Origin of the sequence: Halobellus marinus (assembly GCF_032113415.1) — an archaeon.
In the GTDB taxonomy this organism is placed as follows: domain Archaea; phylum Halobacteriota; class Halobacteria; order Halobacteriales; family Haloferacaceae; genus Haloquadratum; species Haloquadratum marinus.
Map to the genome: position 1 here is coordinate 3,153,199 of NZ_CP134946.1, position 22,508 is coordinate 3,175,706.

At 64.4% G+C, this 22,508-nt stretch carries 22 protein-coding genes; 10 read left to right on the forward strand and 12 right to left on the reverse strand.

Going from position 1 to position 22,508, the window contains the following annotated elements; all coding sequences use genetic code 11:
* Window positions 1–80 precede the first annotated feature (80 nt).
* Genes RJT37_RS15615 through RJT37_RS15625 form a run of 3 tightly spaced genes read right to left on the reverse strand, consistent with a single transcriptional unit; the run spans window position 81 to window position 4,314 of the window.
* On the reverse strand, window positions 81–1,301 hold the full coding sequence (locus RJT37_RS15615) for a carboxypeptidase-like regulatory domain-containing protein (protein WP_313685898.1): 1,221 nt from the start codon (window positions 1,299–1,301) through the stop codon (window positions 81–83).
* Window positions 1,298–3,748 carry a cytochrome c biogenesis protein CcsA gene (ccsA, locus tag RJT37_RS15620; RefSeq protein ID WP_313685900.1) on the reverse strand — a complete coding sequence of 817 codons (2,451 nt, stop codon included), beginning with the start codon at window positions 3,746–3,748 and terminating at the stop codon, window positions 1,298–1,300. Before ccsA (RJT37_RS15620) ends, RJT37_RS15615 begins: the two co-directional genes overlap by 4 nt.
* Entirely contained in the window at window positions 3,745–4,314 is a 570-nt protein-coding gene (locus RJT37_RS15625; protein ID WP_313685902.1) for a thioredoxin family protein, read from the reverse strand. The genes ccsA (RJT37_RS15620) and RJT37_RS15625 overlap by 4 nt, the downstream gene beginning before the upstream one ends.
* A 238-nt stretch (window positions 4,315–4,552) precedes the next feature.
* Between RJT37_RS15625 and RJT37_RS15630 the strand changes: the two genes are divergently transcribed.
* The 5 genes from RJT37_RS15630 (at window position 4,553) to RJT37_RS15650 (ending at window position 8,338) form a co-directional block, all read left to right on the forward strand.
* A complete protein-coding gene (locus tag RJT37_RS15630) occupies window positions 4,553–5,914 on the forward strand; it encodes a c-type cytochrome (protein ID WP_313685904.1) in 1,362 nt (453 codons plus the stop codon).
* Window positions 5,915–6,013: 99 nt separating this feature from the next.
* Window positions 6,014–6,631, forward strand: coding sequence for a cytochrome c biogenesis CcdA family protein (locus tag RJT37_RS15635; protein WP_313685906.1), 618 nt, complete (start codon window positions 6,014–6,016; stop codon window positions 6,629–6,631).
* Window positions 6,632–6,634: 3 nt separating this feature from the next.
* Window positions 6,635–7,420 (forward strand): cytochrome c biogenesis protein CcsA, encoded by a 786-nt coding sequence (gene ccsA, locus RJT37_RS15640; RefSeq protein ID WP_313685907.1) that lies wholly within the window; start codon window positions 6,635–6,637, stop codon window positions 7,418–7,420.
* 2 nt (window positions 7,421–7,422) lie between these two features.
* Entirely contained in the window at window positions 7,423–7,542 is a 120-nt protein-coding gene (locus RJT37_RS15645; protein ID WP_313685909.1) for a CcmD family protein, read from the forward strand.
* An 82-nt stretch (window positions 7,543–7,624) separates the two neighbouring features.
* The gene (locus RJT37_RS15650) at window positions 7,625–8,338 is read left to right on the forward strand and encodes a halocyanin domain-containing protein (protein WP_313685911.1); all 714 of its coding nucleotides are present in this window, start codon (window positions 7,625–7,627) and stop codon (window positions 8,336–8,338) included.
* A 34-nt stretch (window positions 8,339–8,372) separates the two neighbouring features.
* Here the strand turns inward: RJT37_RS15650 and RJT37_RS15655 are convergent, their stop codons facing one another.
* Genes RJT37_RS15655 through RJT37_RS15665 form a run of 3 tightly spaced genes read right to left on the reverse strand, consistent with a single transcriptional unit; the run spans window position 8,373 to window position 10,277 of the window.
* Window positions 8,373–9,047, reverse strand: coding sequence for a heme exporter protein CcmB (locus RJT37_RS15655; RefSeq protein WP_313685913.1), 675 nt, complete (start codon window positions 9,045–9,047; stop codon window positions 8,373–8,375).
* A gap of 19 nt (window positions 9,048–9,066) precedes the next feature.
* Window positions 9,067–9,834, reverse strand: coding sequence for an ABC transporter ATP-binding protein (locus tag RJT37_RS15660; protein WP_313685915.1), 768 nt, complete (start codon window positions 9,832–9,834; stop codon window positions 9,067–9,069).
* Entirely contained in the window at window positions 9,831–10,277 is a 447-nt protein-coding gene (locus tag RJT37_RS15665; protein WP_313685917.1) for a cytochrome c maturation protein CcmE domain-containing protein, read from the reverse strand. Before RJT37_RS15665 ends, RJT37_RS15660 begins: the two co-directional genes overlap by 4 nt.
* A gap of 485 nt (window positions 10,278–10,762) precedes the next feature.
* Between RJT37_RS15665 and RJT37_RS15670 the strand changes: the two genes are divergently transcribed.
* Entirely contained in the window at window positions 10,763–10,912 is a 150-nt protein-coding gene (locus RJT37_RS15670) for a hypothetical protein (RefSeq protein ID WP_313685919.1), read from the forward strand.
* Between the two features lie 324 nt (window positions 10,913–11,236).
* Here the strand turns inward: RJT37_RS15670 and RJT37_RS15675 are convergent, their stop codons facing one another.
* The 4 genes from RJT37_RS15675 to RJT37_RS15690 all read right to left on the reverse strand — a co-directional run bounded on the left by RJT37_RS15675 (window position 11,237) and on the right by RJT37_RS15690 (window position 14,734).
* The gene (locus RJT37_RS15675) at window positions 11,237–11,614 is read right to left on the reverse strand and encodes a cupin domain-containing protein (protein ID WP_313685920.1); all 378 of its coding nucleotides are present in this window, start codon (window positions 11,612–11,614) and stop codon (window positions 11,237–11,239) included.
* Between the two features lie 167 nt (window positions 11,615–11,781).
* Window positions 11,782–12,231 (reverse strand): FKBP-type peptidyl-prolyl cis-trans isomerase, encoded by a 450-nt coding sequence (locus RJT37_RS15680; protein WP_313690006.1) that lies wholly within the window; start codon window positions 12,229–12,231, stop codon window positions 11,782–11,784.
* A gap of 295 nt (window positions 12,232–12,526) precedes the next feature.
* A complete protein-coding gene (locus RJT37_RS15685) occupies window positions 12,527–14,209 on the reverse strand; it encodes an outer membrane protein assembly factor BamB family protein (protein WP_313685921.1) in 1,683 nt (560 codons plus the stop codon).
* Window positions 14,210–14,308: 99 nt separating this feature from the next.
* The gene (locus RJT37_RS15690) at window positions 14,309–14,734 is read right to left on the reverse strand and encodes a universal stress protein (RefSeq protein WP_313685922.1); all 426 of its coding nucleotides are present in this window, start codon (window positions 14,732–14,734) and stop codon (window positions 14,309–14,311) included.
* 477 nt (window positions 14,735–15,211) lie between these two features.
* Here RJT37_RS15690 and RJT37_RS15695 point away from each other — a divergent pair, with 477 nt between their 5' ends.
* From RJT37_RS15695 to RJT37_RS15710, 4 genes are all read left to right on the forward strand, one after another.
* On the forward strand, window positions 15,212–16,813 hold the full coding sequence (locus tag RJT37_RS15695) for a Na+/H+ antiporter NhaC family protein (RefSeq protein WP_313685924.1): 1,602 nt from the start codon (window positions 15,212–15,214) through the stop codon (window positions 16,811–16,813).
* A gap of 263 nt (window positions 16,814–17,076) precedes the next feature.
* Window positions 17,077–18,087, forward strand: a complete 1,011-nt coding sequence (locus RJT37_RS15700; protein ID WP_313685926.1) for an ABC transporter substrate-binding protein — start codon at window positions 17,077–17,079, stop codon at window positions 18,085–18,087.
* 21 nt (window positions 18,088–18,108) lie between these two features.
* The gene (locus tag RJT37_RS15705; protein ID WP_313685928.1) at window positions 18,109–18,915 is read left to right on the forward strand and encodes an ABC transporter permease; all 807 of its coding nucleotides are present in this window, start codon (window positions 18,109–18,111) and stop codon (window positions 18,913–18,915) included.
* Complete coding sequence (locus RJT37_RS15710; RefSeq protein WP_313685930.1) at window positions 18,912–19,670, forward strand: ABC transporter ATP-binding protein; 759 nt, start codon at window positions 18,912–18,914, stop codon at window positions 19,668–19,670. Before RJT37_RS15705 ends, RJT37_RS15710 begins: the two co-directional genes overlap by 4 nt.
* A gap of 88 nt (window positions 19,671–19,758) precedes the next feature.
* Here RJT37_RS15710 and RJT37_RS15715 read toward each other — a convergent pair whose 3' ends face one another.
* Together RJT37_RS15715 and RJT37_RS15720 are read right to left on the reverse strand one after the other, a co-directional pair.
* The gene (locus RJT37_RS15715; RefSeq protein WP_313685932.1) at window positions 19,759–20,643 is read right to left on the reverse strand and encodes a phosphatase PAP2 family protein; all 885 of its coding nucleotides are present in this window, start codon (window positions 20,641–20,643) and stop codon (window positions 19,759–19,761) included.
* Window positions 20,643–22,454 carry an ABC transporter substrate-binding protein gene (locus tag RJT37_RS15720; RefSeq protein WP_313685933.1) on the reverse strand — a complete coding sequence of 604 codons (1,812 nt, stop codon included), beginning with the start codon at window positions 22,452–22,454 and terminating at the stop codon, window positions 20,643–20,645. Before RJT37_RS15720 ends, RJT37_RS15715 begins: the two co-directional genes overlap by 1 nt.
* Window positions 22,455–22,508: the final 54 nt, after the last annotated feature.

Here is a 22,508-nt window from a genome sequence, read left to right on the forward strand (position 1 = left end):
GAGCGACCGGCGCGCCTTCTGCCATCCCCGCGAGGTCGTCAACAGTTCGCCCGCCCGCGACGCCGGCGAGCGCGCCGCAATTAGCCCTCTGAACGAGTCACTCGGTACGCGCCTAGACCGACGGTGACTGTTCCAAAGATCCCGACGAGTATCGGGACGCCCGGGAAAGCGGGGATTGACCCGCTTTCGGACGACGATGCCCCGACCGCATTGGACGCCGAGTCGCTGCCCGCTGTCGACTCCGCAGCGTTCGTCCGGGCACCGGCGACATCGACGCTGATCGTCTCGCCTGCCTCCAACGACTCGTTCGTGGTGAGCATCGGGATCGGTGCCGATCCGGTTCGGAGGTTTTCGGAGTGACGCACCCGGGACGGATCGTAACCCTGTAGCACGACCGCGAGCGATGTCGTATTCCGTCGGATTACTTTTTCGAACTGCGTCCCGGTGAGGTCGTAGGCCACGCCGACTTGCGCACTTCCGTTCGCCGGAACGCTGACGTTCAGTTCGACGCCCGCATCCGCCTGGCGATACTCCGCCCGTGAGCCGTCGACCATCGCGGCGTACGGCGACGCGTCGGCGGGCAGTCCGATCGTCACGGTCCCGAGGAACGGCCGGTCACTCGGATTCTCGAAGGCTATCGTCTCGATGGCGCTCGGGGCCTCCGAGTCGTTCCCGGGAGGCACGATCTGGACGACGTGGCCGGTCGGGGTCCGGTTCGCAACCCCGAGTACGGACGTGTCGTTCGTCGGCGGCCGCGCAGTGACCGTCACGCTCTGGCTCGTCGAGGGGTCCACTGTCTGCCGGTACTCCGCATCCCCGACCGTGGTGCGGAGTTCGTAGGTCTCGTCGGATTCGAGGGGGCCGAACGCGAACGCGCCTGTCTTGTTCGTCCGTCGGGTGTCGACGACGAACTCGTTTTCGTCGATCAGTTCGACGACCGCGCCGGACTGTGCGGTCCCGTTGGCGTCGACAACCTGCCCAGAGAGCCGCTGGGAAAGCTCGAATTCGACCTGCGTTCGGTTCTGCAGCACCTCGTAGTGCGTCGCGCCGCCGTGTTCGACCCGGACGGCATACGCCGGCGCATCCGGCGCGTCGACCGAGAAGGACGATCCCTCGACCGTCGTAGTCACCGCGTCCTCCGCCCGCTGCCGCTGCTCGGTGAGGGGCACAACCTCGACGCGAGCGCCGTCTGCACTCCCGTCGGCTACGGTGACCGTGCCGCCCACTGTCGTCGTCGCACTGGCGACGGGGACGTACCCGAGCGCGCTGAGGACGACGAGGAGCGCGAGCAGTCTCCTCATCGGTCCGACACCTCCCTGACGCCCGCCGGACGACTCTGCGCCGACGACGAGGCTGACTCTCCGGACCCGGCGATCGAGTTCGTTCGAACGCCGTGTCGCGGGTCGAAGATTAAAACGAGTACCATACCGACGAGTAGCGACACGATACTCAGCCGCATCAGCGTCATAAAGGGAACCCGCTTGACGGAAATCGAGGCGGTCCCGTCACTGACTCCGGCGATGACGTACGTGTCGACGAGCGGTCCGCGATCGATCAGCACGTCTCTGACCTGAAGCCCGCCCTGCTCGGGGTACTCTCGCTGTCCGGCGACGCCGGAGACGACGAGACCGCTATCGTCGTACACTGCGGCCGACACGCCGGTGGCAATCACCCGAGTCGGAACAGCCGCGTCCGGGGGGTCGTCGGCGGGCCCGACGGTTTCGGGTCCGGCGAGAACGATGGCATCAGCGGTCGGGACGAACTCCCACATCACCTGCCCGCGGGCGACGATCTCTTGGCCGGTTTCGACGCCCACCGTTCCGTTCCCTGCGATGCCGACCCACAGCTGGGAGTCGTCGAGTTGTACCACTGTCGCCTGTGGTCCCTCGCGTATCGCCGTCACCGTCCCGTGGACGGTCTGCACCGACGTGTTCAACGACTGGCCGCGAGTGAGGACCTGCGACGAGGTGAGCGCGTACGTTCCCGGCTCGGGATCGTTCGGGAACTCGTTTCGCTCGTACCCGAGGACGCGGATGTCGTACGAGGATGCACCGACGTCGCGCTGGGATGTGTCGACTGCGCCGGCCGCGACGCCGGTTGCTATCACCGACGCCTGTCCGGCAAAGAGATACATAAACGGCAACGAGAGCACGAGCAGCGCCGCGCCGACGTGGATCAGCGTGATCCCCGTCTCTTTCAGTTTCGCGTCTCGACTCTCCGTCGCGGCGATCCGTCCCCCTGTTCGCTTGACGGTCCCGAGAATCGCGTACGCGACGGGTGGCAGCACCGAGAGCGCGCTCGCGTTCCCGATTACCTGATAGATGAGGGCGTCGCCCGGGCGAGTGGACGCCAGTCGCCACATCTCCGAGGGCGCGACAGCGGCACCGACGAGCGTCGCGAGGCCGAACACCGCCAGTCCGGCGAGGCTCCGGTGCAGGCCCTCCCGGTCGTAATCCATATAGAACCCGAGGAGGAGCAACACCGCGAGGACGAGCGGGAAACTCCACAGGTTGTAGTAGCGCGACTCGACCGACACCTCGAGCCCCGTCATCGCGCTCCGCAGTACCGGGAACGAGAGCCCCCACAGCGAAACGAAGGTCAGCAGTCCGAAGAGGAGGACGGCGAGGTGAAGCAGGTTCGAGCGGGTGATCCATCTTGCGAGACGGCTCTCATCGGTCGCCTCGGCGTCCGACGTGTCGTCGCCGCTCTCCTCGGTCAGTGCCCAGTAGGTGAGCGGCAGCACGACGCCGAGAACGGTTGTCACGCCCATCAGCACGAGGAACGACGCGCCGATTCCTCCGTCGGCGAACGAGTGGACGCTCCTGAAGACGCCGCTGCGGACCACTGACGTCGTGTACACCGCGAGCGCGAACACGCTGGCCGTCATCGCGGGGGCGAGGATCCGATACCGCCCGCCCGGGCGGTAGTTCGTGACCGCGTGCAACGTCGCCGTCAGGAACAGCCACGGGATCAGGATGGCCGTCTCGACCGGGTCCCACGCCCAGATACCGCCCCAGCCGAGCACCGTGTACGACCAGAGTCCACCCAGCGCGACGGCGGCGGTGAGAAACAGCCACCCGAGTCGAAGCCAGCGGGTAACGCTACCGACCCACGCCGAGAAGAGGCCGTCATCGCCGCGGAACAGCGCAATAAAGTGTGCAGCCCCGATTGCGAACGGCATCGTCAGCAGCGCATAAGAGACGAACATCACCGGCGGGTGGATCGCCATATACGGGTCGACGAGGAGGGGATTCAGTCCCTGCCCGCTCGTCGGTGTGAACCCCGGCGGCGCGTTGGGGAACGCCGTCCGAATCGAGGCGAACGGGCTCTGCAGCAACAGCATCGCCGAGAAGTACGTCACGACGCCGATGGTGAGCGCGTGGACGAGTTTACCGCGTCGCGTCGGGAAGCCCCGCGTCGCGCCGGCGACCATCGCGACGACGGCGACGATCGACGCCCACAGGAGCACCGACCCCTCGTTGGCCGCGTACACGCCTGTCACGCGGTAGAGCATCGAAAGGTACGCTGCGGTGTTCTCCCACACGTACGCGTTCGAGTAGTCGAGACTCACGAACTGGTAGGTGAGGTGCGCCAGGGCGGCAACCAGAAGCACCGCCGTCCCCGCGGTCAGTTCCGGGACGTACGAGAGGTACTGGTCGTCGTCGACGAGATACGAGCGCGTGAGAAGGGACGTACTCGCTAATCCGGCGAGGAACGCGAGCGCCAGCAGGATCGTTCCGGGGTTCACTGTGCGGCCTCCGTCGTCGGCTCCGTCCCGGTTCCGGCAGTCTCGGTCGGTCCGGCACTGGGCGTCCCCGTCGTCGACCCGTTACCGGCCGTCCCACCGGACTGATAGCGTTCCTTGGCCGACTCCAGGTACGCGAGGAAGTCCTCCGTCGGGGCGTAGCCGGGAATCCGCGTGAGCACCTCTCCCTCCGGCGTCACGATGACGTGCTGCGGCGGATAATTGACGTTGTAGCGCTGCTGTAACTGCGTGGCATCCTCGGCGTCGCTGTCTAAGTTCACCGCTACCTTCGTGAATCCGTCGAGCTCAGACCGCACCGCCGGATCGCTGTAGTGGTTCTGGTTGTAGTCCTCACAGTACGTACACCACGTCGTCCAAAAATAGATCACAACCGGTTCGTCCTCGGCGGCGGCGGTTTCGACGGCGTCGGCGTAATCGGTCTGCCACCGCGTCTCTCCGTGGGAGGAGTATCCCTCTCCGGAGAGCACGGGTGCCGCGTTCATCGAGAAGTAGCCGATTCCGAGCAGTGCGGCCAAGAAGGCGATCGTCATCGCCTTTCGAGGGTTCATCGATATCCCCGGCTACTGGACTGTGACAGTAAAGTCTACCGCAGTTGTCCCACTAGTCGAGTACAACATTGAACTTACTCAACACGATACAGTAGTTGCCGCCCACCGGTATTCGGAATCCTGCCCTTACGGTTGTGTAGAGGATCACCTTTATTATCCACCTGCCTGATTCGGAAACACGGTACTGTCGAGGGATACAGTATATGACAGACGAGCTAACTTCCAGGTGGATCAACGGATGAGTCAGGGCGACTCGACGCTTCTGCTCAAACCCGTCCTTCTCCTCTTTGGGACGGTTTTCGCGGCCATCGTGGTCGTGTTCGCCATCAACGGTGCCATCGCGTTCCTTGGCGGCCCGGCGGACGCACCGGCCCCGAGCGCCGACGGTGGCGGTGGCGAGGTCCGCGAACTCCCTGGCACGTGGAACGGCAGCAAGTGGTACAGCGAAGACCTGCGCGAGCAGGGATTCGAGTACAAGAACGCGACTGCGGGCGAGGAGGTCAACTTCGTCCCCAAGGAGATGAACAACTCGACGCTCCCGGAAAACGAACACCGCCGGGAGCTCATCCGTGAGGGGCGTGCGATCTTCGCGAACACGTCCAATGAGATGCCCAAACACGTCGGGAACGACCTCTCGTGTGCGAACTGTCACGGCGGCGGCGACCTCCCCACGACCACCGGAATGGTCGGACAGGACATCAATATGATCCCGCTCGTCGGGACCGCGGCGGGCTATCCGGAGTGGACCGGCCGCACCCAGCGGATGCGGGACATGCGTCAGCGGATTATGGGCTGTTTCCTCCGGAGTATGAACTCCCCGGGCTCCGAGGAGGGCGTCCCCGCGTACGACAGCCGAGAGATCCAGGCGATGGAGTCGTATATGGTCTGGCTTAACAAGGGGACGCCGAGCGAGACCGTCCCCTACTGGCGGCACATCGAAAAGCCTGAAGGCGACGAGAAGGTCCCGGTCTCGGAGGTCAATCCCGTCCGCGGGGCCGAACTGTACCTCGAGAACTGCGCCTCCTGTCACGGGGCCGACGGACAGGGGGTCGAGGGGCAGTATCCGCCGCTTTGGGGTGAGGGCTCGTTCAACGATGGGGCCGGAATGGGCCGCATCTACACGTCCGCAGGCTTCACTCGCGAGGCGATGCCCTACGGCGCAGCACATACGTTCTCCGACTGGGAGGACGTCCAGGACGTCGCCGGGTTTATGAACGCTCACAAGCGACCGCACCTCCCCCGACAGCCCAAAGACTGGGCTGCCGCCGGTGCGCCCGACGAAGCGGTCTACTACAACCGCACGCAGCAGCGTCTCGGATACGATATGAACCCGATGACGAAGAAGCTCATGCTCGCGGACATCCCGATCGACGACTCGGAGATCAACGAGAGCGTGATCCCCGACAACGTCGAACGGTACGACCAGCCGCTTCGGAACGAATCCGTCGACGGCTCGTGGGAGACGACGTGGATCCGGACCTACGAGGACGTCGACAACTCGACGAGTGACGATGCCGCAAACCAGTCGTCGGTGACCGCACAGGACGCGGTCACGACTGCCTTTGCGACCGAGCAATCCACAAGCGAGACGGCGAGCTAACGACCCCACGACGATCAGTATCGAATGATAACTGACCCGACCGCTGTCACCGTCTTTCTCGCGGGGTTTTTAACGATCCTGACCCCGTGTTGTCTCCCGATGGTTCCCGTTCTCGTCGTCGGCGCGAACGGGCACGCGCTGCGGCCGGTCGCAATCGTCGTCGGGAGCACGCTGACCTTCACCGCGCTCGGCGTCCTGACCGGAATGGTTGGCTCCGTGACGCCGGACACCGTCCGCGCGCCGTTCGCTATCTTGATGCTGGTGTTCGGGGCCGTGATGGCCGACGACGACCTCAACGAACTCTACTCGCGGTATGCCTCTCGTCTCGCCGGGCGGGCGTCGCGGCTCACCGGCCGTATCGACGAGAACGCTCACCCGCTGGGTAACGCGTTCGCGGTCGGGTTGCTTCTGGGCGTCATCTGGCTTCCCTGCGTCGGGCCCGTTCTCGGTGGTGTCTTGGCGTACGTCGGGACGACGTCGGACATCGTCGGCAGCGCTTGGCTGTTGGCGACGTACGGGGCCGGTTTTTCAGTCCCGCTCTTGGGCGTCGCGTACCTCGGGCAGGCCGGCAGCACCCGACTGCTCGACTCGGTTACGAGCGGAGCGTCCACCGAACTGTTCAGGACGGCGACCGGCTACGCGCTCGTCGCACTCGGGATCGCTGTGCTCTTTGGTCTCGACAAACTTGCACTCACGTCGGTGACGACGTGGCTCTAACATATGAACGGCAACCCATCGACGGATGACGGCGATTCGCGCGCTCGCGGGAACAGCGGCAGCAACGTTCGGTTCGCCCGAATCCTCGGAGCGGTCACGGCCTTCCTCCACCGGGTGACGAGAAGTCGCTTCGTCGCGTGGGGGGCGTTCGGCTTCGGGCTGCTCTCTTTTGTGCTGATCTTCGGAGCCGCCTCGGACACGATGTACGGGATCGAACACGGCGCGAACCTCCTCGCGTACTGGCACATCTCGCTCGCGTGGGTGGCTGCAGCCGCACTCGGATCGACGTTCGTCGGCAGCGCGCTGTATCTACGCTATCGGGGACCGTTCTGGAGCCGGCTTGCACACAGCTCCGGTGAACTGGGTTTCCTCTTTGCGACGTTGACACTGCTCCTCGGCAGTGCGTGGGGACGCGTCATCTGGAACTCCTGGTGGGAGTGGACCGACGTCAGGCTGGTGACGTTCCTGATCGTGTGGTTCATCTACGCCGGCTATCTCGTCGTCTACTCCGCGACCGACGCCCAGTCCGGCGACCGGTACGCGGCGGTCTACGGCGTCGTCGGATTCGTGACCGTGCCGCTGTCGTACGCGTCCACGCGGCTCTGGACGCCGACGTTCCACGAGACGACGATCGGAAACAGTGGCGTCAGCGCGAACATCGACCCGCTGACGCTCGTCGTGACGCTCGTCGCGGCGACGTTCCTCTATCTCTACCTTCTGGGCATTCGGATCCGCATCGACGAACTCGAACAGGACGTTCGCACAGCACGGCTCTCACAGAGGAGATAACGATGGAACCACTACTCTTGGTCGGCTATTCCGCGCTCTTCGTCGCGCTCTTCGGATACGTGACGTACCTGCAACGCCGGATGGCCCGGCTCGAACGACGACTCGAAGACGTACAGGCGTAAGACCGATCCGGCGGGTCGATCCCGTCGACCGATCGAATCCGACAGCACACCGAAAACACAGGCGATTTACGACCGATACACTATGTCAGCGCAACTCAACAGATCGACCGACCGACGAGCGTTCCTGCGCCGGACCGCGACTGGAATCGGCGCGGCAGCGACGATCGGCCTCGCCAGCGACACCGTGGCCGCGCAATCTGAACCGGACTACGGCGGCTGGTTCGAGGGGGTGTCCAACTTCGAGGGGACCTACGACTACACCGGCCAATCGGAGGTGACCGTCGCGGTCGGCTCCGAGGCCAACGGTGGATACTTCGGGTTCGGCCCCGCGGCGATCCGGGTCGACCCCGGGACCACCGTCGTCTGGGAGTGGACCGGCGAAGGGAACAGTCACAACGTCGTCGCCGAGGACGGGAGCTTCGAGAGCGAACTCTACAGCGCTCCCGGCGAGACGTTCGAACATACCTTCGAGAGCGAGGGGATGTACAAGTACTACTGTGTGCCGCACCAGTCGCTCGGAATGCTCGGGGCAGTGGTCGTCGGCGGCAGCGGCGGCCTGGATTCGAGCCAGGTCGAACAGCCGCTTCTCGAAGCCAGCGGCGAGGGTGGCGAATCGGAAGCTGAATCTGACGGCGGCTCGGAGAGCGACTCCGATGGGTCCGGGACGCCGATCTCCTTCGAGATTGGGACATTCATCACCATCCTCGCCCTCGGAATCCTCTCTCCGATCTTTTTCGGCATCTTCCTCCTGTTACAGGAACCCGACTCCGCGGAACCGCCGACGAGAACCGAGTGAACTACGGGGCACTCCACGAGCGTCGCGTCCGGTGTCACGTCTCGACGACGTACTCGAAGGTTGCGACGCCAGCGAGTAGCACGATCCCGGTGTACAGCCCGAGCAATCTGAGCCAACCGCCAAGCGGCGACCCGCTCTCGAGCGCCGCGGTGAGTTCGACCCCGGCGAGGAGCAGCGGAACGACGAGCGGAACGAGGAGGACCGGCAGCGCGAGTTCGTCGAGGCCCGACCGGAACGTCAGCACCGAGACGACGACGCCGATAGCGGCAAATCCGATGGCGGCAACGAGGAGTACTGCCGCGACCGAGACTGCCGTGGGGATCGACGGACTGTACCCAAGAAAGACCGTGGTCGCGCCGAGCGTCACCAGACTCACCGCAAAAATGAACACTGCTGCACTGAGCACCTTCCCCAGGTAGATTGCCGACCGGTCGACCGGGGCGACCAGCATCCCGTCGAGTGCCCCGTTTCGGTCTTCGAGTTCGACTATCTTCGTGACGCCGACGGTCCCGGCGAACACGAAGGCGATCCACAGCGCACCGCGTCCGAGCACCGTCGAACGCTGTAGCGTCTGGACGAAACTGAATGCGAACGCGAGCACGACGAGCAGCGCGAAAACGACGACAGTTGTCGTCACCTGCTTCGTCCGCTGTTCGATCCGGATATCCTTCCTGAACACCCGGTAGATCGCTTGGAGAAATGCCTTCATCGCCTCGTGCCGGCGGTTGTCATCGCGCCGTTTCTCCGGTGCGTTCCGGGTCGGACTCGACCCCGATCGCCCGCCGATACTCCGCGGGGAACGACGCCGCGTCGTCGAGCGCGAGATCCGTTTCGAGACGACCACGGTCGACGACGAGTGCCCGGTCGCAGCGGGCGACCCCGCGTTCGAGGTCGTGCGTCGTCAGAACGACGGTCCGATCGTCGAAGCCGTCGAGGACGGATTCGAGATCTGCGACGGAGCGCTGGTCGAGTCCGGTGTACGGTTCATCGAGCAACAGCACGTCCGGGTCGTGGAGCAGTGCTCGGGCGAGCGACAGCCGCTTTCGCAGGCCGTGTGAGAACGCTGCCGGTCGGCCGCTCCCGCGGTGGGAGAGGCCGACTGTATCGAGCACCGACGCACACCGATCTGCAGGGTCGTCGACGCGGTGGAGGTCCGCGTGGAACCTGAGGTTCTCTCGGGCGGTGAGGTCGTCGTACAGCATCGTCTCGTGAGTGACGACACCGATCGTTCGGTAGATGGTGTGGTCGTCCGGGGTGACTTCCACGCTGTCGATCGTGATCGTTCCGTGAGTCGGTCGCGCGAGCCCCGCCATCATCCGAAGCAACGTCGTCTTGCCCGCACCGTTCGGGCCGAACAGCCCGAGCGTCGAGCCGCGCTCGACGGCGAACGACAGATCATCGACGGCAGTGAAGTGGCCGTAGGATTTCGTCACGCGTTCGACCTCGATAGCCGGTCGTTTCGAGGTCGTCTCCGCGCGTTCCACGTCCGGCGTCATCGAGCGCTCTCTGGCCGTTCCTCGCCTTCGTGGGCGCGGACGGAGAGCTTGTTTGCGACCAGCCGGTCTCCCTCGAACTGCCCTTTGGCGACGACGATACGGCCGTCTTGGAGCGTGTCGGGGACTGTCCCCTCGTATACCACGGGAACGGTGTGGTTCTCGTCTGTCACCTCGAAGGTGATCGTCTCTCCGTCGACATTGAGGTCGGTGACGACGCCTTCGAGGTTGACCCACTCCTCCTGATACGTTCCGTCCGATTCGGAGAGTTGCGTCGGTGATACGAACGCGGCCGAGGCGTTCATACTCGTCACGCCCAGTGCGGCCAAGAGGACGAGTATCCCGACGGTTGCGACGAGCAGTTTGTTCTTCCGGCGCACTTGTGTGGTTCGTACGTGGTCGCCCTTCATTGTACCGAACAACTGCGGTCGGGACCCTGGCTGCATCAGGTGTTCCGGACGGCACTGCCGCTCGAAAACCGTCGTCGGGTTCGGAACTGATTGCGCAGCCGACCACGTGCTGTCGTGCGACCGCGTGATCGAAGGCCGACAAACACTACTGTCCTGTCGAACGTCCTGATACTGTCGGCTGTACCTATAGTAGCGTTTGCAACTGATTGCACATCCGATCGCACGACTGCCTGCGATCGTGTGAGTGAAGACTTGCAAACGCTACTATATTTCAAGACATTCGCGACCCCGGGGTCGCGAAATGCTTCACAGACGTACAGCCGATAGTATGAGACGCCTGCTCGCCCGCAGCGAGGCGAGCGACTGCACCGACAGTATCTCTCCTCTTCCGTCGTTCTCACCGTTGCCACCGAGTAACGGGCGGAAGCGGTCCGGAATCCATCAAGTATTCTGAACCCGGTATAAGTCGATTAAACGGTTAAGCTACAGAATCATACGGTTACCGGTCGTCCATTCTCTGTATGGCACAGCGGAACCACACCGACGACCGAGCCAGAGCGACTGACCCGAAATTCTACCTCCCCGCCGGGGTTGGCCCGTCATTTATGAGTAGCCGGTTCGAGGGTCTCTGGGCCACGCTATTCAACCACCAGGTCGGACCGCGGAAGTAGATTCTCCTGTCGAAAGACCAACAGCATCCGACCCACTCCAGTGTCGACCAATCGAACCGGACCGTTCCCAGAAACCTTCGTCATCGCCACTGATCTGGACATCTCGCAACCTGCAGCCAGTGGTCTCCTCCGACGTGGAATCGAGCGACTCATACTTATTACTCTCACTGTTTACCACCGAGCGCCACCCCCGGTGGCGGCGCTCGGTGGGAAGAGACGAGAGTAATCAGTATCATCATATCGTCGCTGTTGGGCGACAGTGGAGCTGCGCACCGCGAGCGAACGGAGTGAGCGAGCGGGCAAGAACCCCCGAAGCGACGGCGTTTACTCGCGCACGGTGATCTGATCGTCGTCCTTCGGGACGACACAGAGGAACGACCCTTGCCGGTCGCTGTCGTTCCGGTACCAGTGCTCGACGCCGGCCGGAATCAGCAGGGAATCGCCCGCCGAGACGGTGTGTGTCTCCTCACCGATCCCAACCTCGTATTCGCCCTCGACCACGAACTGTTCGTGTTCGACCTCGTTCGTGTGCCGCGGGACGCGTGCGCCCGGTTCGAGCACGAAGCGGCGCATATTGAAGTTCGGGGTGCCCTGTTCGTCACCTAACAGGACGCCTTTCTGCAGTCCCTCGGCCAACTCGACCGACTCGTAGGCGATTTCGGCTGCCCGGCGGATGCGCGGTGTCGAATCTGTCTCTGCCATCACGCACGTATTCGTGGGCGAGAACTTGGATTTATCCACGGTCTTTGCTGCTTCTGGGGTGGGGCGGGGCTCATCGGTCGTCAGTCAGCCGCCCTACTGTGCTCCCCGAAGACAGTTGCAAAAGCCTTGTCAGTCGGCAAAACCGCGGTCCTGGCCGGCCGACAGGATCAGTCGATCGAGACGATCTCGACCTCGAACTCCAGCGTCTCTCCTGCGAGTTCGGAGTTGAAATCCACCCTGGTGAGGTCGTCGTCGACGTCGATCACTTCGCCCTGCTCGCCGCTTTGAGCCTCTAGGAATGTGCCTTCTTCGGGGGTTTTCCCGCCGAGGACCTCGCGGAGTTCGTCCGTTTCGAACTCCTGGACTCGCTCGTCGCTCCACTTGCCGTAGGCCTTCTCCGGGGGGACCGCGAACGTCTTCGTCTCGCCCGGTTCCAATCCGACGAGTCCTTCGTCCAGGCCCTGGATTACCTGCTCGGCGCCGACTTCAACCGTTATTGCTCCGTACTCCCGCTGCGGTTGGGCGTCGGCGAGGCCGGTCTCTTCCGCGATCGATTTCCGCGAGGTGTCGAAGACGACGCCGTCATCGTCCAGCCGTCCAGTGTACTCGAACGTCACCGCGTCGCCAGTAGCTATTGTCACACTAGAACAACGCTCCCCGTACGGAAAACCCATCGTATTTGTCGGCTCACCTCCGCCGATCCTCCGCGCAAACTCCCGCAAGCTTCTTCGAACAGGGATCAGGGCTCTGATACTGATATTGTCGGACGTAACTATCTGGAAATTCTCGGCACCACGAGGTGCCGAAATGTTCCACGAACTTATGTCCGACAGTATGATTACCCTCGTCTCTTGCCGCCGAACGCCGCCAACGGGGGTGGCGCTCGGCGGTGAAAAGTGAGAGTAATCAGTATCAGTCGGTGAGGCTGGTCCCGCAGTCGGGACAGAAGCTGGCGTCGGAGTGGGAACCGAGATCGGTGCCACACCCGGGACAGAACGACGGGGAGCCGGAATCACTGCTGACAAACGCCCTGGTGGCTCCTTCCGAAGGGGACGTCTCGTCGTCGTCCTCGCTCCGTCGCTCCGTCGCGCTCGTGTTCGCCGCTCCGAGGTCCGTTTCCCGGGTCGCTGTTTCCGTATCGTCGTAGATCGCCGTATCCCCGTCGTCGTCCGTCGCCGCGCCCCCGGCTGAGAACGCGGCCGACGTTTCGCTCAGGGGATACGCCGACAGCGTCGTTCCCGTCACCGAAAACAGCGCGTCGGCATCGAGATCGTAGTCGTCGTAGTCGACTTCCAGTTCGATCCGGCCGTCGTCCCGGTCGAGCACGAAGAGTTTGCCGTCGTCCGGAATCACGACGTGTCTGTCGGTCGCGGCGCTCACGTCCGCGCTTCCGGCGGAGAAGTTCCAGACGGCGCGGCCGCGCCGTTTGTCGATCGCGTAGATGCTCTGATCGGCTCTGTCGTCGCCGCTGAACATCTCAGCCATCATCGGATGGAGCGAACTGTGCGCCAGAAGCGGCGACGCCTCGGCCAGCATCGAATCGACCGTCTCGCCGATCGGACACTCCCACCTGACCTGTCCTGTTGCCCCGTTGATTCGATACACTGTGCTGGGTTCGTCCTCGCCGCCACCGCTCAGGTAGAGGTCCTCGGACTCGCCGTCGAACGCGATACCAGCCAGTTGGTGATCGATTCCCGTGCGCCACGCGACCCGCCGCGTTTCCGGGTCGATCGCGTGGAGTTCGAGCGAATCGACGGCGCCGTTCTTCGTCGAGTAGAGCATCCCGGAGTCGAAAAAGAGCCCGTTGTATCCCGACAGCGTTTCTATCAGCCGGCCGGTCACCGGATCCAGGACGGTGATTCCGTCGTCCTCGGCCGTGCCGAGGTAGATCGCATCGTCGCGAACCTCGACGGTATCTTGGTCGACGTTGCCTGGGTCCGCGAGCGTATGCGACCACTGCTCCCCGCCCGTTCGCTCGTCGATTCGGACGACCTCCTGTACCTGATATTCGTCCTCGACGAGCGCGAGGATCGTTCGTCCGTCGACGAGATACTCCTTGACGTCCGGGGACTGGTGGTGGAACCGCTCCGTTCCGGTGTCGGCGTCGATTCCCACGAGACTGGTGTCGCGGTGGTCGCCGACGGTCAGACGCAGCGTCTCCCCGTCCAGCCGGTCAGGACTGTGGACGCTGCTCACTGCATCGGGCAGGACCGCCGTCCACTCACGCGTGCCGTCGACGGCTCGGACCGCCCACACGGTGGAGCCACCGTACGTGTACACCATATCTTCGGTCGCCGGGCCGACGGACGCGGCGTTCGCCTCCCACTGCGTTTCGCCCGTCTCCGGGTCGACAGCGTACACGTCGTCCCCGGTTGTGAGGACGAAGAGGAGGTCCGGGGCTTCGCGGTAGACGGCGCCTCGGAACCCCCTGGAAAGTTCGATGCTGCTGCGTTCGGTGCCGGTCGCCGCAGAGAGTAGTCTCACAGCCGGCCCGTCTTCGGACTCGGGGATCGGCACGCAGACGACACCGGGCCGACAGTACCGGATGCGGGCCGTCCGCTCGACGTCTCGTTCCCACTCGGCCGTGAGTGTCATCGCTCCGAATCACCGAACGACGACAGTGTCCTTGTAGCCATACCCCTCACTCGTACCTGTCATAGAATAAATCCTTCCGCACCTCGCTCCCGGGGCGCGTCACTCCCGGATGACGCTCACGGACGCGGGCGCCCGTTCGACGACGCGCTCGGAGACGCTGCCGAGGAAGAACCGCTCGATGGTTCCCTGGCTGTGACTCCCCATCACCACGTGATCGACGTCACGTTCCTCGATCTGCTTGAGGATCACCTTCGACGGCTCGCCGTGGTCGAGCACCGTCGTGATCGACCGGCCGTACTCCTCGGCGATCTCTACTGCCTCGTCGAGATGTTTCTCCCCCTCTTTTTCCCGTTTCTCGTAGATCTCGCCCAACTTCACCCCGACGTACGTCTCCGGTTCGAAGGTGATCGAGGTGTTGACGACGTACAGAACGACCAGCTCAGCGTCGTCGAACGTCTCGCAGGCGAACTCCAGTGCCCCGCGTGCCATCGTCGATCCGTCGTATGGGATCAAGACGGTGTCCATACCGCGTATGTCTGTATTCGGATACTAATAACAAGGGTGTGATAAGGATGGCACCACACTCAAAACAGAATCGGTCAGTACAGCCCAGCTTTTTACTGCGTCGGGTGCGCTTGCGGCCCACCGCTCTCCACGGGCGACCCGCAGGTCGCCCGTGGGGAAGCGAGACGACTCCGCCGTCTCGCCCTCCTTGCAAAAAGCTGTCTCGCTGAGCGGAGCGAAGCGAGGCTCGTGAGACGCTTGCGTCTCACGGTGGACCAAAAACGGGCCGCTCACTCGGCTTTCGGCCTCGCTCGCGGACGCTCTCCCCAGGACGTCTACCGTACGATAGCATCCACTCTGTGAACGTTCGATGAGATCCACAACGACGTTGGACGATATGCGTCTTTGCACCTGCCCCCGCGCCGACCGAGCAATCGTCCACCGCAGTCGGCGTTTATTCCCACACGTATAAATAGCTGTTATTAGATAGCAACTCTCATGGCTGAAGGTGGATTCCTCTCGGTTGTCCCGCCCCTGATCGCCATCGTGATGGCGATCGTCACCCGCAAGGCAGTCCTCTCGCTTTTCCTGGGCATCTGGACCGGCGGTATTATCTACGCCGAGAACCTCGGGATCGTCCAGACGTTCGACTGGGTCGCGACGGCGGTCGGGGAGAGCGTGTTCCACGCACAGATCATCATCTTCACGCTGCTTTTGGGGTCGTCCGTGGCGATGATGTGGCGACTCGGAGGCTCACACGCGATCCGCAACTGGGCGCTCGAGAAGGTCGACACCCAGCGCAAGGCCGGGGTGATGGCGTGGGTCCTGGGCGTCATCCTGTTCTTCGACGACTACGCCAACACGGCCGTCGTCGGGAGCACGATGAAGGACATCTCCGACAACCTCCACGTCTCCCGGGAGAAACTCTCCTACCTCGTCGACTCGACGGCCGCGCCGGTGGCGACGCTCGCCATCTCCTCGTGGGTCGCGTTCCAGCTTTCGATGATCGAACAGGGGTACGAGGCGACGGGGATCCCCCAGGGACAGATTCCGGACTCCTTTACCGTCTTTCTGAACTCGATCCCGTACAATATGTACTCGATCCTCGCCATCGCGATGGTCGGCATCATCGTCCTCTCCCAGCGGGACTACGGGGAGATGCTGACCGCCGAGCGACGCGCCGCCGAGACCGGGAAGGTCACCCGCGACGACGCCAGACCGATGCAGGACGTCGAGGGCGACCTTGGCAGCCCGAACGTCGACGACCCCCGACTGTCGTCGTTCATCGTCCCGATCCTCGTGTTGATCGCGGGCGTCCTCGTGACCGCGCTGTGGAGTGGGGGGCTCTTCGGTGACGCGACGCTCCGCGGCGCGATCGAAAACGCCGACTACGCGCTGGCGCTCGTCCTCGGGTCCTTTGCGATGGTCGTCTCGACGTACATCCTCGGGTACGTCTTCGACATCCTCTCGCTGGGCGAGAGCGTCGATACGACGATCGACGGGTTCGGGATTATGCTCACGGCGGTCACCATCCTGGTGCTCGCGTGGTCGCTGGGCGAGGTCGTCTCCGCGTTGGGCACGGGCGATTACGTCGCCAGCGTCGTCAACGCATTCCTCACGCCCGAACTCCTGCCGGTGGTCGTGTTCGTCACCGCCGGGTTCATCGCCTTCACGACCGGCAGTTCCTGGGGGACGATGACGATCCTGACGCCGATCGCGATCCCCGTTGCCTGGGATCTTGCCGGCAGCCACCAGCTAGTGTCGGTGATGGTCGGGATGATCTTCTCCGGGGCGATCTTCGGGGATCACTGCTCGCCCATCTCGGATACGACTGTGTTGTCCTCGACGTTCACGGGCGCCGACCTCATCGACCACGTCCGAACGCAACTGTACTACGCCGGGACCGTCGCCATCGTGGTGGCGGTGCTGATGCTCGTCTGGGGATTCACCGGTATTTCCCCGGTCCTGCTGCTTTTGGCCGGGATCGTCATCCTCGTCGGACTCGTGTATGGGCTCTCGGAACTCCACGCCAGGATGCGCGGTCTAGAGCCCATCCAGGCGGTCGATGCGTCCGATATCGCGCCGGCTGAGGACGACTGAGAAGAGACTGTCACTGTGAAACGGACGTTGTGACGACGGCGACCGTGCTAACCTGCCGGTTGCGACCGTCGTATGGGAAACCAGATACGCCAGAGGCAGAAATCGTTGCTTGTATCGATGACAGAGAGGGGACCATACAACGACGAGATTTCCACCGCAATAGACAGCACACCGCTGTAACGCCGCTATACGGACATCACCGAAAGATGCCGTCGTTGCCTCCGGTGTGCGACATATGAATCTACAGCGCGTACGCGTCGTGAATGGAAACCGAACGAACGCTCCTCTCCAGACGCACCTATCTGCAGGGCGCCGGGGCGGCCGCAACCCTCGGCGTAGCAGGCTGTCTCGGGTCCGACGGCATCGACGAGTTGACGGTGGCGTATATGCCGATCTTCCCCGACCTCCAGTGGTTTGTGATGGAGGAGGAGGGATACCTCGACGAGATTGACGCGACCATCGACGACCGCGAGTTCACCGACGGGCCGGCGATCGTCCAGGCCTACGGGAGCGGCGAACTCGACGTCGCGATGTTCGGGATCGTCCCATCGATGATCGTCATCGACAGGGGCATCCCGGCGAAGGTGGCCGCGGCGAACATCAAAGAGCCGATGGCGATTATGGCCCACGACGACCTGCGGCCGCTGTGGGACGAACACGGCAGCGACGCCTTCGCCGTCTGGGAGGAAGAACGCGGCCGGAAGTTCCGCTTCGGCACCTTCCCGCAGGGATCGGTCCCGGACGTCCTCCTCCGATACTGGCTCCAACAGGAGGGCGTCGACGAGTCGACCGTCGAGATCATCGAGATCGGCGGCGCGAACGCGGTGTGGCAGGCCATCGCCAACGGCGAGATCGACGGCTCCTCAATTATGGAGCCGGTGCCGACGCGGGCCGCCGAGGAAGGCGTTCCCGTCCAGACGTTCCGGACCGCTGCCGAGGTGATGCCGGGCCAGCCCGCGGCGGTGACGCTGATGAGCGACGAGGTGCGGGACTCGGACGTCGCGGGGCAGTTCCTCGAGGGGCACGTCAGGGCGACGGAGTTCATCCGGGACAACACCGCGGCGACGGCCGACATCGTCGAATCGGGCATCGGGATGGCGGCCGATCAGGCGCAGTCCGCGCTGGAAGGGCCGCTCTCGAACTTCGTCACGGACCCACAGGAGATCGAAAACGGGACCGAGATCTTCTCGGCGTTCGCAAACGAGAACGGCCAAATCGACGAACAGCTCGCGCTCGACGACATCTTCGATTACAGTGTGTACGACAGCCTATGAGCGGAGCCAAGAGAGGTGACGATGGCAGTCGACGTCGGTGACGAGGTGGCCCGGGGCGACACAGCGGCTGCGTCGGGACTGTCCGACCTCGATCCGCGGCGGGCGGTCCGGGGGTTCGGCGGCATCGTCGCCTTCCTCGCACTCTGGTGGGCCGTCGCGCTGACGCAGCCCTCGTACATCCTGCCGACCCCGCTTTCCGTCGCCGAGACGTTCGTCGCCGAGGCGGCGTCCGGCACGATGACGGCGGCACTGGCCAGCAGTATCCTCCACTGGATGCCCGGCGCGGTGATCGGCACCGGGCTGGGCATCGCCGCGGGCGTCGCGCTCGGGTGGAGCCCGTATCTCGATGACTTCTCGGCGCCCGTCGTACGGGTCTTGCGACCGGTGCCACCGCTTGCGCTCATCGGCTTTGCGATCGCCTGGCTGGGGATCAACCACGCCGGCGCCGCATTCATCATCGCGGTCGGCGCCTTCTGGATCAACTTCTACGCCGCCTACGGCGGCGTCGAGGGCGTCTCGGAGGACCTGCTGGACGTGGCGCGGAGCCTCGGCGTGCAGGGCGACCTCGAACTGATCCGCTCGGTCGTTCTGCCGGCCTCGCTCCCGGAGATCACCACCGGGATCCGGACCGGCATCGGCCGCTGTTGGATGCTGGTCGTCGCCTCCGAGATCTTCGGCGTCCCCGGCATCGGCCGGGAGATCCTCCGCGCATCGAACAACCTCCGGGTCGACGTCGTCATCACCTACATCCTGGTGTTGAGCCTCCTCTTTCTTGTCGTCGACACCGGCTTCCGCGCGATCCAACGGAGGGCGCTCTCGTGGCGATGACGGGCGAGGACTACCCCCGCGTCCGCGTCGACGGCATCGGCCGGCGGTACGACAGCCCGCAGGGGACCGTCCAGGCGCTGCAGGACGTCTCATTCGACGTCGAGACCGGCGAATTCGTCTGCATCGTGGGGCCGTCGGGCAGCGGCAAGACGACGCTGTTTCGGATTATCGCCGGCCTCGAATCGCCGACATCGGGGACGGTCTCCCTCGATGGCGACCCCGTCGAAGGCCCCGGCCCGAACCTCGGCCTCGTCTTCCAGGAGTATCACCTCTTCCCGTGGCGGACCGTCTCGGGCAACGTCGGCTTCGGGCTGGAGCGGCAGGACGTCGGTGCCGCAGAACGGCAGCGTCGGGTGGACGAACTGCTCGATCTGGTCGGCCTCGACGACTTCGCCGACAGCTACCCACGGGACCTCTCGGGCGGGATGAAACAGCGGGTGGCGCTGGCCCGGGCGCTCGCGGTCGATCCGGAACTGCTGCTGATGGACGAGCCGTTCGGCGCCGTCGACGCCCAGACCAAGCGGATGCTGCAGGCGGAACTGCTCGATATCTGGGCGGAGACGGGAAAGACGATCCTCTTTGTCACCCACGATGTCGACGAGGCGATCACCCTCGCCGACCGGGTCATCGTGATGGGGACGGAGCCGGGACACGTCCGCGAACACGTCGAGATCGACATCGACCGACCGCGCTCCCGGTCGAGCGCCCGGTTCGGCGAGTACTACGAACGGATTCTGGATCTCATCCAATCGTAGGCGGCCCCGCCCGACCGCCGCTTGCGTAGCCAGTCGGATCCGCGGCGCCGTTGCAGTCACGACAGGATTCCGTTTCCCGGCGACTCGCTCACTTCGAGAGCGTTCTGGACTTCCGCTGTCGCCACCGGCGGCGCAACCGTTTCAGCGACTCCCGGTCGAGTCGCTCCGCGACCGCGACACTCACCCAGGCCACGCCGATGCCCGCGACGACGTCCGTCGCCCAGTGGATCCCGAGGTACATCGTCGAGGCGGTGATCGAGGCAGCCAGCACGACCGCGATGGGGAACCAGCGGGGATAGACCGAGCGGAACCGTGAGGCAAGCAGGGCGACCGTCACCGAAAGCGACGTGTGCAGGGAGGGGAACACGTTCGTGTTCGTGTTCACCTGCTGGACGAGCAACTGAGACTGCGGCCAGCTCGTGTACAAAAGCGGCTCGACCAGTTCGGGCATGAAGTTCCGCGGCCCGTAGGCGACGAACAGCACGTAACAGAGCAGCCCCAGCCCGTAGTTCAGGATGTACGCGCCGAACAGCACACGCAGCGGCCGGGCGTCGTCGTGGACGGCGTACGCGACGATGGGAAACGTCAGCAGGAACGTGTAGCCGAACACGTACACGAAGCCGAAGTACGCCGTCAGGGCCGGATTGGCGAAGCTCTGGACGAACGCGACGAACTGCGATTCCAGTAGATAGATGTAGCGGGTCAGGTTGATCCCGATGAGCCACGAGAGCTCGACACCGACGTCGCGGACGACCTTGTTGACCGCGAGGACGGCTGCGAGCACGCCCAGCGTTGGGGCGACGGTAGTGAGGTTCCGCCACACCTGCCGGCCCGCCGACAGGAGCCGGTCCAGGTGATCCCCCCTGAGGCCCGACCCGCGATCCGCACGCCCGGTGACGACCAGCCAGTACGAGCCGAGATGCAGGAGAACGACCACGACCGCCACCTGGAGCAGGACGTCGACGAGCGCCATTATGCCCCCCCGACGAGCCGACCGTCTTCGTATCTGAATCCGGCGTCCCGGAACGCCGTGCGGGCCCGTTCGACGTCGACCTCGCCGTCCGTGCCGAGAAACGGCGCAACCGGATCGCCGCCGTCCCACTGAAGGTCCGATGGCTCCCACTCCGTTCCCGAAAGCAGCGTCGTCGCGGGGCGGGCATATCCTTCGAACACCTCGCGGGTGAGGTATTCTTTGTCGACGATCCGGGCGAGCGTCTGCCGGAACCGGGGGTTCGAAAGCGGGGCCGTCCGCGTGTTGTATCCGACGAGATAGGGAATATGTGACTCCTTCACCACCAGTTCGAGCGACTGGGTCCGGCCGATCCGTGGAACGGTGCTCGCCCCGGCGGGGGTTCCGGTCGCGTCGGCGTCGCCCTCGGCGACGACCCCGACTGCAGCGTCGTCGGAGCCGACGACCTGGACGACGAATCGGTCGAACGCCGGCGGGCCGACGGTCCGCGACGCCTCGCTGTCCGTCCCGCCGACGAGGAAGTGATCAGGGTTGGCTTCGAGTACCAGCGACTCCCGCGGCGTGTTGCGGACGAACCGGAACGGACCGCTGCCCACGGGCGGAATGTTGTTCGTCACGAGCGCCTCCGTCGCGGTTCCCACCTCGATGCCGCTGATCGACGCCGGTTCCGTCCGCTCCCTCCAGACGTGTTCCGGGAGGATCGGGACAGTGAACGCGCGCGTCGCCACGCGCGGCGAACAGTCGGCAAACTGGAAGATTGCGACGTCCTGCTCGGCGGCTATGACGTCGTCGACCAGGTCTGTGCGCCCCTGAAACCGCGGCGCGGGAATCCGCGAATCCGCCGGTGTATCCGTCTCTTCGCCCGCTTTTCCGAGTGACGTGTCGGCGAGCAGTGCGTACGTGAATGCGACGTCCTCGGCGGTCACTGGCTCCCCGTCGTGCCACTGTTGGTCCGATCGCAACTGTACCCTCACACGGGGGGAGTCGCCGGTCTCGGTGAACGTCCACGAGTCGGCCAACCACGGGCTCGTTCCCTCGGGCGTAAAATAGCCGATTGTGTCGTACACCAGCCCCGTGAACACGCCTGATCGACGGTACTCGACCGACAGCGGGTTCAGATTCTCCGTCGCGCGGCGGTCAGTCGTCGCGATTCGGAGCACGTCCGCCGACTCTTCGGTCTCGGTGGTCCGTTCGAGCACCAGGTAGCCCAGCGATGACTGGAGGTTCGCGATCCGCCAGTTCTCGTAGTTCGCGCGTCGGACGGCGCGAATGTCGTCGGGGAACGCGAGGACGGTGAACGGCTGGGAGCGGACGATCGACCGCTGGAGGTCGGCGGCCACCTCTCGTCGCCGGTCGCCGTCGACCCGTCTTTGGGTTTCGAGCCACTCGTCGACGTCGAGGTCGACGAACCCGAAGGGGTTCTGCCACCCGCGCGTGTCGGCGAACTGAGAGTGTAACAGTCCATAGAGGACGTCGGGATCGGGGTTCCGGCCCGGTCCTCGGGCGACGAACACGTCGAAGTCGTTGCCCAGGAGGACCTGCCGGAGAAGTTCTTCCTCGGAGACCGGCACCACCTGGGCGTCGATCCCCGCCGCCCCGTACCACGACGCGATCGACCGGGCGGCCCCGAGCGCGTAGGGGTCAGAATCCGCCGGCAGCGTCTTGATACGGAGACTGATCTGGTCCTGCGCGTTCCACCCCGCAATCGACCGAGCGCGCCGGAGACAGCCGCCGAGACTGGCCGAGGTTCCCGCTGCGAGGGTACCGAGTACCGCTCGCCGCCGGACAGTCCTGTCGTTCGACGACTGCGCCATAGCTATGTTGTAGCCGGACGAAAGTAATAGCGCTTGGGTTTGGCTGTCTGGGAC

What these genes read in the sequence shown, in the direction of transcription:
- RJT37_RS15615 (WP_313685898.1), bottom strand. Translation starts at nt 1,301, where the DNA reads ATGAGGAGACTGCTCGCGCTCCTCGTCGTCCTCAGCGCGCTCGGGTAC.
- RJT37_RS15625 (WP_313685902.1), bottom strand. Translation starts at nt 4,314, where the DNA reads ATGAACCCTCGAAAGGCGATGACGATCGCCTTCTTGGCCGCACTGCTC.
- RJT37_RS15630 (WP_313685904.1), top strand. Translation starts at nt 4,553, where the DNA reads ATGAGTCAGGGCGACTCGACGCTTCTGCTCAAACCCGTCCTTCTCCTC.
- RJT37_RS15635 (WP_313685906.1), top strand. Translation starts at nt 6,014, where the DNA reads ATGGTTCCCGTTCTCGTCGTCGGCGCGAACGGGCACGCGCTGCGGCCG.
- ccsA (WP_313685907.1), top strand. Translation starts at nt 6,635, where the DNA reads ATGAACGGCAACCCATCGACGGATGACGGCGATTCGCGCGCTCGCGGG.
- RJT37_RS15645 (WP_313685909.1), top strand. Translation starts at nt 7,423, where the DNA reads ATGGAACCACTACTCTTGGTCGGCTATTCCGCGCTCTTCGTCGCGCTC.
- RJT37_RS15650 (WP_313685911.1), top strand. Translation starts at nt 7,625, where the DNA reads ATGTCAGCGCAACTCAACAGATCGACCGACCGACGAGCGTTCCTGCGC.
- RJT37_RS15655 (WP_313685913.1), bottom strand. Translation starts at nt 9,047, where the DNA reads ATGAAGGCATTTCTCCAAGCGATCTACCGGGTGTTCAGGAAGGATATC.
- RJT37_RS15660 (WP_313685915.1), bottom strand. Translation starts at nt 9,834, where the DNA reads ATGACGCCGGACGTGGAACGCGCGGAGACGACCTCGAAACGACCGGCT.
- RJT37_RS15665 (WP_313685917.1), bottom strand. Translation starts at nt 10,277, where the DNA reads ATGCAGCCAGGGTCCCGACCGCAGTTGTTCGGTACAATGAAGGGCGAC.
- RJT37_RS15670 (WP_313685919.1), top strand. Translation starts at nt 10,763, where the DNA reads ATGGCACAGCGGAACCACACCGACGACCGAGCCAGAGCGACTGACCCG.
- RJT37_RS15675 (WP_313685920.1), bottom strand. Translation starts at nt 11,614, where the DNA reads ATGGCAGAGACAGATTCGACACCGCGCATCCGCCGGGCAGCCGAAATC.
- RJT37_RS15685 (WP_313685921.1), bottom strand. Translation starts at nt 14,209, where the DNA reads ATGACACTCACGGCCGAGTGGGAACGAGACGTCGAGCGGACGGCCCGC.
- RJT37_RS15690 (WP_313685922.1), bottom strand. Translation starts at nt 14,734, where the DNA reads ATGGACACCGTCTTGATCCCATACGACGGATCGACGATGGCACGCGGG.
- RJT37_RS15695 (WP_313685924.1), top strand. Translation starts at nt 15,212, where the DNA reads ATGGCTGAAGGTGGATTCCTCTCGGTTGTCCCGCCCCTGATCGCCATC.
- RJT37_RS15700 (WP_313685926.1), top strand. Translation starts at nt 17,077, where the DNA reads ATGGAAACCGAACGAACGCTCCTCTCCAGACGCACCTATCTGCAGGGC.
- RJT37_RS15705 (WP_313685928.1), top strand. Translation starts at nt 18,109, where the DNA reads ATGGCAGTCGACGTCGGTGACGAGGTGGCCCGGGGCGACACAGCGGCT.
- RJT37_RS15710 (WP_313685930.1), top strand. Translation starts at nt 18,912, where the DNA reads ATGACGGGCGAGGACTACCCCCGCGTCCGCGTCGACGGCATCGGCCGG.
- RJT37_RS15715 (WP_313685932.1), bottom strand. Translation starts at nt 20,643, where the DNA reads ATGGCGCTCGTCGACGTCCTGCTCCAGGTGGCGGTCGTGGTCGTTCTC.
- RJT37_RS15720 (WP_313685933.1), bottom strand. Translation starts at nt 22,454, where the DNA reads ATGGCGCAGTCGTCGAACGACAGGACTGTCCGGCGGCGAGCGGTACTC.